The following is a 9882-nucleotide window of genomic DNA, read 5'->3' on the forward strand; positions in this document are numbered from 1 at the left end:
AGTGCAGTATGGCAGAACTTATCAAGTATTTGGAGCGGACAGTACAGAGCGGCGCCTCTGACCTGTTCCTGGTGACGGGCACGCCGGTGTGCATGAAGAAGGGCAAGCAGATGGTCCAGCTGGAGGAGCAGAATCTGTCCCCCCAGGAGGCAAATGCCCTGATTACCAGTATCTATGAGCTGGCCAGACGGCCCCAGCCCGGGGACGGGGAGCTGAAGGACGACGACTTTGCCTTTACAGTGGGCGGCCTATCCAGGTTCCGCGTAAACGCCTACCGCCAGCGGGGAACTCTGTCGGCGGTCCTGCGGGCAGTCCCCTTCGGCATTCCCGACTGGCAGAAGATGCACATCCCCCCCGAGGTGATGGAGCTGGCCAAGGAGCGGGACGGCGGCCTGGTGCTGGTCACCGGCACGGCGGGAAGCGGCAAATCCACGACCCTGGCCTGTATCCTCCACGCCATCAACCTTCACCGCCCCGGCCACATCATAACCCTGGAGGACCCCATTGAGTACCTCCACCGGTCGGCGGGCCTGAACCGGGAGAACGGAAGCGTGCGAGAGGAGAAGTGTATTATCAGCCAGCGGGAGATCTCCATCGACACCAAGGACTACCCCTCCGCCCTGCGGGCCTGCCTGCGCCAGTCCCCCGATGTGATCCTCCTGGGTGAGATGCGGGACCAGGAGACCATCCAGACCGCCATGACGGCGGCGGAGACGGGCCATCTGGTGCTGGCGACCCTCCACACCAAGGGGGCCATCCACACCGTGGACCGCATTGTGGACGCCTTCCCCGGGAACCAGCAGGGCCAGATCAGGGCCCAGCTGTCCATGGTGCTGAAGGCGGTGGTGTCTCAGCAGCTGCTCACCAGCACAGAGGGCGAGACGGTGCCCGCTTTTGAGCTGATGCGGGTCAACACCGACATTGCCGCACTGATTCGCAGCGGCAAGACCCCGGAGATCAAGGGCTCTATCACCGGAGGCTACCGGGTCAAGGAGGCGGACAAGCGGATGTTCTCCATGGACCAGTACATTGTGGGTGAGCTGTATGAGAAGCAGCGCCTGATTAGCCCGGAGGAGGCCCAGAATCACGCCTACAACCGGGAGCTGCTGGACGAGATGCTGGAGCTTGTGACCCTCTGACCCCTGAACGAGACAAAAAATCCCCCCCTGACACAGTTCCATGAGCTGTGCCAGGGGGATTTTCTTACCGGATCACCATAGTTCTGACCTCTTCATCCAGCAGGGCGGCGAACTGGTCCAGGGACATGGCCCCCAAGTCCTCGCCGGAGCGGCGGCGGACGGAGACGGTGCCGTTTTCCATGTCCCGGTCGCCCACCACCAGCATGAAGGGGATCTTCTCCAGGGTTGCCTCCCGGATCTTCTTGCCAATCTTCTCGTTGCGGCTGTCGATCTCGACCCGGAAGCCCTGGGCGTCCAGGTCAGCAGAGACTTTGGCTGCGTAGCCGGCGGCCCGGTCGGTGACGGGGAGCAGCTTCACCTGGACGGGGGCCAGCCAGGCGGGGAAAGCCCCGGCGAAGTGCTCGGTAATCACGCCGATGAACCGCTCGATGGAGCCCAGCACAACCCGGTGGATCATCACAGGGCGGTGCTTCTGGCCGTCCTCGCCGGTGTACTCCAGCTCGAACCGCTCAGGCAGCTGGGAGTCCAGCTGGATGGTGCCGCACTGCCAGGTCCGGCCCAGGGAGTCGGCCAGGTGGAAGTCCAGCTTGGGGCCATAGAAGGCTCCATCTCCCTCGTTGATGACAAAGTCTTTGCCCATGGCGGTGATGGCCTGCTTCAGGATATCCTGGTTGCACTCCCACTCCTCCACGGTGCCGATGTGGTCCTCGGGCATGGTGGACAGCTCAATGGTGTAGCTCAGGCCGAAGGTGGAATACACCTCGTCAAACAGGCGCACCGTCTCCTGGATCACGTCCTGCATCTGGTCCCGGGTCATAAAGACGTGGGCGTCGTCCTGGTTGAAGCAGCGCACCCGGAACAGGCCGTGGAGGGCGCCGGACAGCTCGTGGCGGTGGACCAGGCCGATCTCCCCCACCCGCAGGGGCAGGTCCCGGTAGGAGTGGGGCTCACTGGCGTAGACCAGCATTCCGCCAGGGCAGTTCATAGGCTTTACCGCGAAGTCCACCTCGTCGATGACGGTGGTGTACATATTATTCTTGTAGTGGTCCCAGTGGCCGGACCGCTCCCACAGCTGGCGGTTGAGCATGATGGGGGTCGATATCTCCACATAGCCGTACTTCTTGTGGATCTTCCGCCAGTAGTCCAGCAGGGTATTTTTCAGCATCATGCCCTTGGGGAGGAAGAAGGGGAAGCCGGGGCCCTCGTCCCGGAGCATAAACAGCCCCAGCTCCTTGCCCAGGCGGCGGTGGTCCCGCTTTTTGGCCTCCTCAATGCGGGCCAAATAGGCGTCCAGCTCGTCCTTCTTGGGGAAGGCGACGCCGTAGATGCGCTGGAGGGTCTCCCGGCTGGAGTCCCCCCGCCAGTAGGCCGCGTTGCAGGCGATGAGCTTCAGGGCGTTGCCCTTGATGCGGCCGGTGGAGTCCAGATGGGGGCCGGCGCACAGGTCAGTGAACTCTCCCTGCTTGTAGAAGGAGATCACTTCCCCCTGGGGCAGGTCCTGGATCAGCTCCACCTTGAAGGGCTCCCCCTTCTCCTCCATCAGCTTCAGGGCCTCCTCCCGGGGCAGCTCAAAGCGCTCCAGCTTCAGCTTCTCCTTGCAGATCTTCCGCATTTCCGCCTCGATCTGCTCCAGGTGTTCAGGGGTAAAGGCAAAGGGGGCGTCCATGTCGTAGTACCAGCCCTCGTCGATGGAGGGGCCGATGGCCAGCTTCACCTCGGGCCACAGCCGCTTGACGGCCTGGGCCATTACATGGGAGCAGGTGTGCCAGTAGGTTTTTCGGTAGGTCTCATTCTCAAAGGTATACTGATTGTTTTCTTCGGCCATGATATTTCCTCCTTGTATTGGGGCAGGTCAAGAAAAAATCCCACCCCTGAATGAAAATCAGGGGTGAGATATCACATCCCACGGTTCCACCCTGCTTACGGCTGCCGCCGTCGCTCGTGTCCTCGGTAACGGGAGGCCCCGGCCCGGTCGTCCCGGGCGGCTCAGGAGGGGTACCGGACAGAACTCCCGCAGGGCACTTTCAGCACGGGGCGCCCCTCTCTGCGCGGCAGTTGCTGGCCTCTTCTCCGTCAAAGCCAATTTAACAGGGCTACTATATCACCCGCCGGGGAAAATGTCAAGGGGAAACCGCCTGCGTTCTTCCCCGCTGCTGCTCCTGCGCGTCTCAAGACTGGCTGTTGATCTGAAAAAATGGGGTGCCCTGTGGGAGCCGCCGCTCAGCAAAACTTATTCGGCCAGCCTTTTTCTCAGCTCCGCTTTTACGTGTTCCAAATCCGGATCGCACAAAAGGGGCAGTATGTTCACCAATTCTTCCCCTTCATAATCCCACCACTTGCATTTGAGCAGCAGTTCGATCAGCGCATCATCAAAGCGTTTTTTGATGAATCGAGCCGGATTGCCGCCAAACACGCTGTATGGGGGAATGTCCTTTGTCACAACGGAATAGGCCGCAATAATGGCCCCATCTCCAATTTTCACCCCTGGCATAATCACACTTTCCCGGCCAATCCACACATCGCTGCCAATCACAGTATCGCCTTTGAATGGGAGCTGGGAGAGGTGAGGCGGGGTGTTTTCGCTCCACAGCCCGCCAAACACTTGAAATGGATAGGTGGTGACGCTGCTAATCCGGTGGTTGGCGGGGCCCATAATAAATGTGGTACCAGACGCGATGGAACAAAACTTTCCAATGATAAGCCGGTCCCCAAATTCCGGGTAGTTAAACAAGACATTGTTTTTTTCAAAGCCTGTGGGATCAATGGGGTCATCGTAATAAGTGTAGTCCCCCACAATAATATTGGGGGCGGAAATGACATTTTTGATGAAGCAAGAGGTCTTAAACTCATTGGGAAAGACCACATTGGGATCAGGAATGTTCGACAATTATATAACCTCCAATTTTAAGTATGTATCACATCCTTTCCCCCACAAATTCAACGGCTACCGCCTTCAGTCTTCTCAGTTTGTCCATGAAATTCAATCCTTCCATTTGTTCGACTATGCCGTGCCGGAACACTGCTCCAGCGCAGAAGTGCATAAGGATAAAGCGGCACTTACTCATAGACAACAATCATCTTCATCTTTGAAAAGTTAGTATATCAGCTTTCACTCTGATTATCAATCCCAAATTTCCGCAGGAAGGGGCGGCCCAGCCGCTCTATTTTTACGCCTGACAAAGCGTGTCGGCTTTTGTGTGTACGGAGCGGGCAGGCTGCTTCTGGAGCGGAAGTGAACCCGCAAGGGAACGACCAATGGACAGGGCAGCGGCGTCAACTGGAAGCTTGACTGCCTTGTGCTGTCCTGGAAATCCCCCTCGACTTTGTGCTTGAAGTATGCTATACTAAATGTGAGATAAAACGCGCTGGCTGAACATGAGGTAAGACAGAGAGGTCTATTCAAAAGGGGGATATGATCTTGAACATTCACAAGGTGGCTCTGATTGGAGCAGGCGCCATTGGAGCCTATTTGATTTGGAGCTTTGACGGCGTTGACGATACCGTCTTCACGGTAGTGGCCGAGGGGGCGCGGGGAGAGCGGCTGGCCCGCGACGGCATTGTCATCAATGGAGCGCGCTACCCTCTCCGGGTTCAGGAGTCCAATCAGGCGGGACACCAGGACCTGATTTTTATCGCCACAAAATATGGTGCGCTGGATGAAGCAATCTCCATGCTCCCGCCCCTGGTAGGACCAGATACCTTGATACTCAGCCTCCTCAACGGAGTGGACAGCGAGGACCGTGTGGCCCAGGCAACAGGGCCTGAGCATATAGTTTATTCCGCCATCCGTATCGCCTCTCAGCGGACGCACAGCGGAGTTTGCTTTGATCCGGAGCGAGTGATCGGCCTCAGCTTCGGTCTCCCGCAGGCCGGAGCGCAGGAACGGCAGAAGCTGGACGCCCTGTCGGCTCTGTTCTCCCGCACCCGTCTCCGCTGGAGCTGCTCAGAGGATATTCTCACCGATATCTGGGTTAAATTTGCCAGCAATATTGCCAACAACCTCCCCCAGGCGGTCCTTGGCGCCCCGGCCAGCCTGTATGCCAACAGTGAGCACGGACGGTTTCTCGCCCAGAAGCTCTGGTCGGAGGTGGCGGCCGTGGCTGCCGTCCAAGGAATCCATCTGGCCGAAGAGGTCCTGATTTTCCCCGGCCAGCACACATGGGCAAAATACTCCACCCTCCAGGATCTGGAGGCGGGCCGGCCCACAGAAATCGATATGTTTGCCGGACAGGTGCTCCGCATGGCGGCAAAGGCCGGAATTTCTGTCCCCTATTGTGAATATACCTACCACGCGATCAAGGCGCTGGAGGAAAAAAACGGCGGGCTGTTCGACGAAGCATAAACGCAAAGCCGCCTACCTGGCAATCCCCACCTTGAGTCCCTGGCCCAAACTCCCCCGTACACTCTGAAAGGTGGCTGCAATTTGTGGCCGCCTTTGTCCTCTTTCTGTGCCCTGGGGGCCATTGGGGCCACAATTCGCAATTTCATCAGGCGGAGATTCTTTGTCGGGACCATCCCTCCATATTGACACTAAAAGGGGAGGGATAGTATAATGGTATTGTGATTGATAGAGCTGTCTTGGGCGCTGAGGTAAATGACTCTCCCAAAACATGGGGATGGGGATTATCAATGAAAAAAATGCTGAACGAGACAAAACGGAGAGGAATAGTTCTGCTCCCCTCCATTATTTTAATTTTCTGTGTCTTTGGAGCAATTGTATTTTCTGTGTCACAAAAAATATCAAAAGAGATGTCCCAGGCCGCCATTCAAAACCTGAGCGAGAGTCTGGACCTGATTCAAAGCACCATCGAGGCGATTCTGCGCAGCGAGGCGGAATTCCAGGCGCTGATCGCCCAGGAAATCGCCCGGGCGGAGGACCCGGAGGAGTATATCCGCTTCTATGAACGGAATCAGACCATGTCGAAAATGTCGCTGATTCTTGAGGGGAAGACGGAGGGGATCTCCAACACCGGGGAGCCCTTCACCGAGGACGGGCTGGACTTTCCTGCGGGGGGAACGGTCATTGGGATGCAGGTCTCCCAGTCCTATCTGAACTACATGGGGACCTGGTCCTACACCATGAAATGTCCCGTGGAGCGGGACGGTCAGGTCATCGGGACCCTTTACACCGAGTATGTGTATGACGCCATTGACCAGTCCCTTCCGGATGGTTTTTACAACAAGCAGGCGTCACTGTATATTATGGACGCGGAAAGCCGGCGGTTTGTCTTAAAGCCCAAGGGCATGGGGCAGCGCAGCGCCGGCCACTTGAATCTGGCCGATTTTTACCGGGCGAACAACATTCAGGACCCGGAGATTCAGGCCGAGGTGGAGCAGTGCCTGAGTATGGGGCAGAATGTCTTGTTTTACCACGATATTCGGACGGTACACGCCCTGAACTATATGTGGTCGGTCAACGGCGGGACTATTTACCTGGTGGGCTATGTGCCGGTGGAGGCCATCCAGCAGGAGGGGCGCACCGTCAACCAGAACATCATGGTGGTGGTGCTCTCTCTGCTGGCGGCGTTTTTCCTGTGCATCACCCTGTACTATCTGAACTGGCGGCAGCAGGATAAGCTGCGGCGGGAGCAGGAGGAGGAGCGAAAGGTCCACAGCCAGCAGCTGGCGGCGGCCCTCCAGGCGGCTCAGATTGCCAGCGAGTCCAAGACCACCTTCCTGTCCAATATGTCCCACGACATCCGAACCCCGATGAACGCGGTGCTGGGCTTTACCACGCTGCTGGCCAAGGACGCGGAAAATCCGGCCAAAGTGCGGGAGTACACCAAGAAAATCACCGCCTCCGGGCAGCACCTCCTCAGCCTGATCAACGACATTCTGGACGTCTCCAAAATCGAGAGCGGGAAGGTGGTGCTCAGCCCGGAACGGTTCTCACTCAACGATGTGATCGCCTCGGTGGACGCCATAATCCAGCCCATGGCCAAGGCGAAAAAGCAGGAGTTCCACCTGGAGGCAACGGGCATCCGCCACGAATACCTGGTGGGAGACGAGACCCGGATCAATCAGATTCTCATCAACCTCCTCTCCAACGCCGTCAAATACACCCCGGAGGGAGGCTGTATCTGGTTCCGCCTCATTGGTCTGAAACAACGCTCCAGCCAGTATGAGCACATCCGCATTGAGGTGGAGGACAACGGCTACGGCATGACGCCGGAGTATTTGGAGACCATCTTCGACGCCTTTACCAGGGCGGAGAACAGCACCACCAACAAGGTCCAGGGCACCGGGCTGGGCATGGCCATCACCAAGAGCATTGTGGAGCTGATGGGGGGCACCATCGAGGTATTCAGTCAGGTGGACCAGGGCTCTCTCTTCCGGGTCGACCTGGAGCTGCGGATCCTGGAGGAGGCGGCAGACCGGCATTTCTGGCAGCAGCGGGAGATTTCCCGCATTCTGGCGGTGGGCGGAGGTGCAGAAAACCAGGAAACCATGCTGACCCTTATGCAGGACACCGGCGTACAGCTGGACGCCGCCCCAACCCTGGAGCAGGCACTGGAGCGGCTGCGCGGGGGCAAGTTCTTCCAGCTGGTCCTGCTGGACTGGGAGGACTGCGGCCTGCCAGCGGCCAAGGCGCTGCGGGAGGCCCTTCCGGATACCACGCCCCTTCTGCTGCTGGCGGAGTTTGACGCAGAGGGCATGGAGGAGGTCCTGCCTCTGGGCCGCACCGACGCCCTGACAAAGCCCTTCTTCGTCTCCGCCCTCCGGACAAAAATCGAGGAGCTCTGGAACGAGAAGGAGTCCCCGCCCGAGCCGGAGGAGACCAGCGTTCTGGAGGGAATGCACTTCCTCGCCGCGGAGGACAACGAGATCAACGCAGAAATTCTGTCGGAGCTCCTGGAGCTGGAGGGGGCCTCCTGCGAGATCACCGGCAACGGTCTTCTGGCGGTGGAACGGTTCCAGCGGTCTGCACCGGGGGAGTTCGACGCGGTTTTGATGGACGTTCAGATGCCGGTGATGAACGGCCACGATGCCACAAGGGCCATTCGGGCTCTGGACCGGGAGGATGCAAAGGGGATCCTCATTGTCGCCATGACGGCCAACGCCTTTGCCGAGGACGAAAAGGCCGCCCTGGATGCCGGTATGGACGCCCATGTGCCCAAGCCCCTGAACATGGAGCTTTTGAAACAGGTAATTCGTCAATACAAGGAACGAAAGGACGGTTTGCAGCGAGTATGAAGAGACACAGCTGGATTTCCGCCTGTCTGGCGGCGCTGATGGCGCTGTCACTGGCGGCCTGCGGCGGCAAAGAGGAGCCTAAAAATCTGATCCCCCAGGAGAAGAAAGAGGAGCGGGTCGTCAACCTGTTCAGCCCCATGGAAAAAACCGACCCCAATGCGGAGAACGTGGCCCGGACCGCGTCGGACCTGACGGTTGCTATGGCGGAGGAAGCGCTGGACGTAACCATGGTGTACCGGACCTACACGGCGGAGGACTACCAGGATAAAACCTATGACGAGGTCTGCCTGGACCGGGCCAGAAACAACATGGACGATATGTATCTGCTCAACCCGGACACCGTTCTCATGCTGGGCGGCGAGGGAAAGCTGATGGACCTGTCCGGGCTGGACAGTGCGAAAAACCTGCGGGAAATCATCCGCACCGCCAACACAGTGGACGGGAAGCTGGTGGCCATCCCTCAGGAGGTGGTGGCCTACGGGCTGTTCGTCAACATGGATATGTTCCGGCAGTGCGGCCTGGAACTGCCCAACACCCCGGAGGAATTTCTGGAGTGCTGCCGGGTATTCCAGGAGAACGGAATTGAGACCCCCATCGGAGCCAACCGCTGGTGGCTGGAGACCTTCGTCTTCGCCCAGGCCTACGCCGACCTGTACAACGGCGGGAACACTGAGGCGGAGATTGCGGCCCTGAACAGCGGAGAGGCCCGTTACAGCGACTATATGCGCCCTGGCTTCCAGTTCCTCCAGACGCTGATTGACCGGGGCTACATCGACGCGGAGAAGGCCGCCGTCAGCGAGGCCATCGAGTCGGAGGGGCCGGATTTCCTGGCGGGGAAAACCCCCATTGTCATGGCCTATTGGGGGGCGGCCAACACCGAGACCGCCTATGGTAAAACGGACTTCGAGATGCAGGTCATCGGCTTTCCCAGCAGCCGGGGCCAAATGCCGGTTATGCCCATGACCGGGCTGGCCGTGGGGGCGGAGGCGGAGCACCGGGAGGACGCGGCCCGGGTGTTGGATATTATGGTCTCTGACGAGGCGCTTCAAATCTATGCGGAGACCAATCGGGTCATCTCCCCCTCCAAAAATGTGAAGGTGGATTGTGTTCCCGCCTTAACGCCCCTCAATGACCGGATTGAGGAGGGAATCTATGTGCTGGGCTCCAACGCGGGGATGGATGTGGAGCAGTGGGGCAATACCTGCCTGATTGTGCGGGAGCTGCTGTCCGGCGCGTCGGTGGATGAGTGTATGGCCGCCTTTGACAAGCTCCAGGATGAGGCCCTGAACCCGACGTAAAACAGAAGCTCGAATGCCAGCATTTCGGGCCTCTGCAAATAACAGGACCAGGCGCAAGCCTGGTCCTGTTTGTGTATTTTTTGTTGTAAGAGGATAATATTGGGAACGGCTTAGCCCAGCAGCTGGAGCACGCCCTGGGGCAGCTGATTGGCCTGAGCCAGCATGGCCTGGGCGGACTGCACCAGAATGTTGTTCTTGACGTACTTCATCATTTCCTCGGCCACGTCGGTGTCGCGGATGGTGGACTCGGC

Annotated in this window: 7 protein-coding genes; 4 read left to right on the top strand and 3 right to left on the bottom strand. The window is 58.8% G+C overall.

Features of this window, described 5'->3' with window-relative positions; genetic code table 11:
• Nucleotides 1–8: 8 nt before the first annotated feature.
• Nucleotides 9–1139: a PilT/PilU family type 4a pilus ATPase gene (locus tag D1646_RS03040; protein WP_160635028.1), complete on the top strand. Its 1131-nt coding sequence runs from the start codon at nt 9–11 to the stop codon at nt 1137–1139.
• 64 nt (nt 1140–1203) lie between these two features.
• Here D1646_RS03040 and thrS read toward each other — a convergent pair whose 3' ends face one another.
• Nucleotides 1204–2964 (bottom strand): threonine--tRNA ligase, encoded by a 1761-nt coding sequence (gene thrS, locus D1646_RS03045; RefSeq protein WP_160635029.1) that lies wholly within the window; start codon nt 2962–2964, stop codon nt 1204–1206.
• Nucleotides 2965–3369: 405 nt separating this feature from the next.
• A complete protein-coding gene (locus D1646_RS03050; RefSeq protein WP_160635030.1) occupies nt 3370–4026 on the bottom strand; it encodes a CatB-related O-acetyltransferase in 657 nt (218 codons plus the stop codon).
• 525 nt (nt 4027–4551) lie between these two features.
• On the opposite strand from D1646_RS03050, the gene D1646_RS03055 reads away from it, so the two are divergent.
• The 3 genes from D1646_RS03055 to D1646_RS03065 all read left to right on the top strand — a co-directional run bounded on the left by D1646_RS03055 (nt 4552) and on the right by D1646_RS03065 (nt 9631).
• On the top strand, nt 4552–5481 hold the full coding sequence (locus D1646_RS03055) for a 2-dehydropantoate 2-reductase (RefSeq protein ID WP_160635031.1): 930 nt from the start codon (nt 4552–4554) through the stop codon (nt 5479–5481).
• A gap of 383 nt (nt 5482–5864) precedes the next feature.
• The gene (locus D1646_RS03060) at nt 5865–8333 is read left to right on the top strand and encodes an ATP-binding protein (RefSeq protein ID WP_347565119.1); all 2469 of its coding nucleotides are present in this window, start codon (nt 5865–5867) and stop codon (nt 8331–8333) included.
• Entirely contained in the window at nt 8330–9631 is a 1302-nt protein-coding gene (locus tag D1646_RS03065) for an extracellular solute-binding protein (RefSeq protein ID WP_160635033.1), read from the top strand. The genes D1646_RS03060 and D1646_RS03065 overlap by 4 nt, the downstream gene beginning before the upstream one ends.
• Before the next feature lie 110 nt (nt 9632–9741).
• Here D1646_RS03065 and D1646_RS03070 read toward each other — a convergent pair.
• Nucleotides 9742–9882, bottom strand: a 141-nt coding sequence (locus tag D1646_RS03070) for a flagellin (protein WP_279279910.1), incomplete at its 5' end; no start/stop codon positions are given.

It is taken from the genome of Pseudoflavonifractor sp. 60, from assembly GCF_009911645.1.
Classification (GTDB): domain Bacteria; phylum Bacillota; class Clostridia; order Oscillospirales; family Oscillospiraceae; genus Lawsonibacter.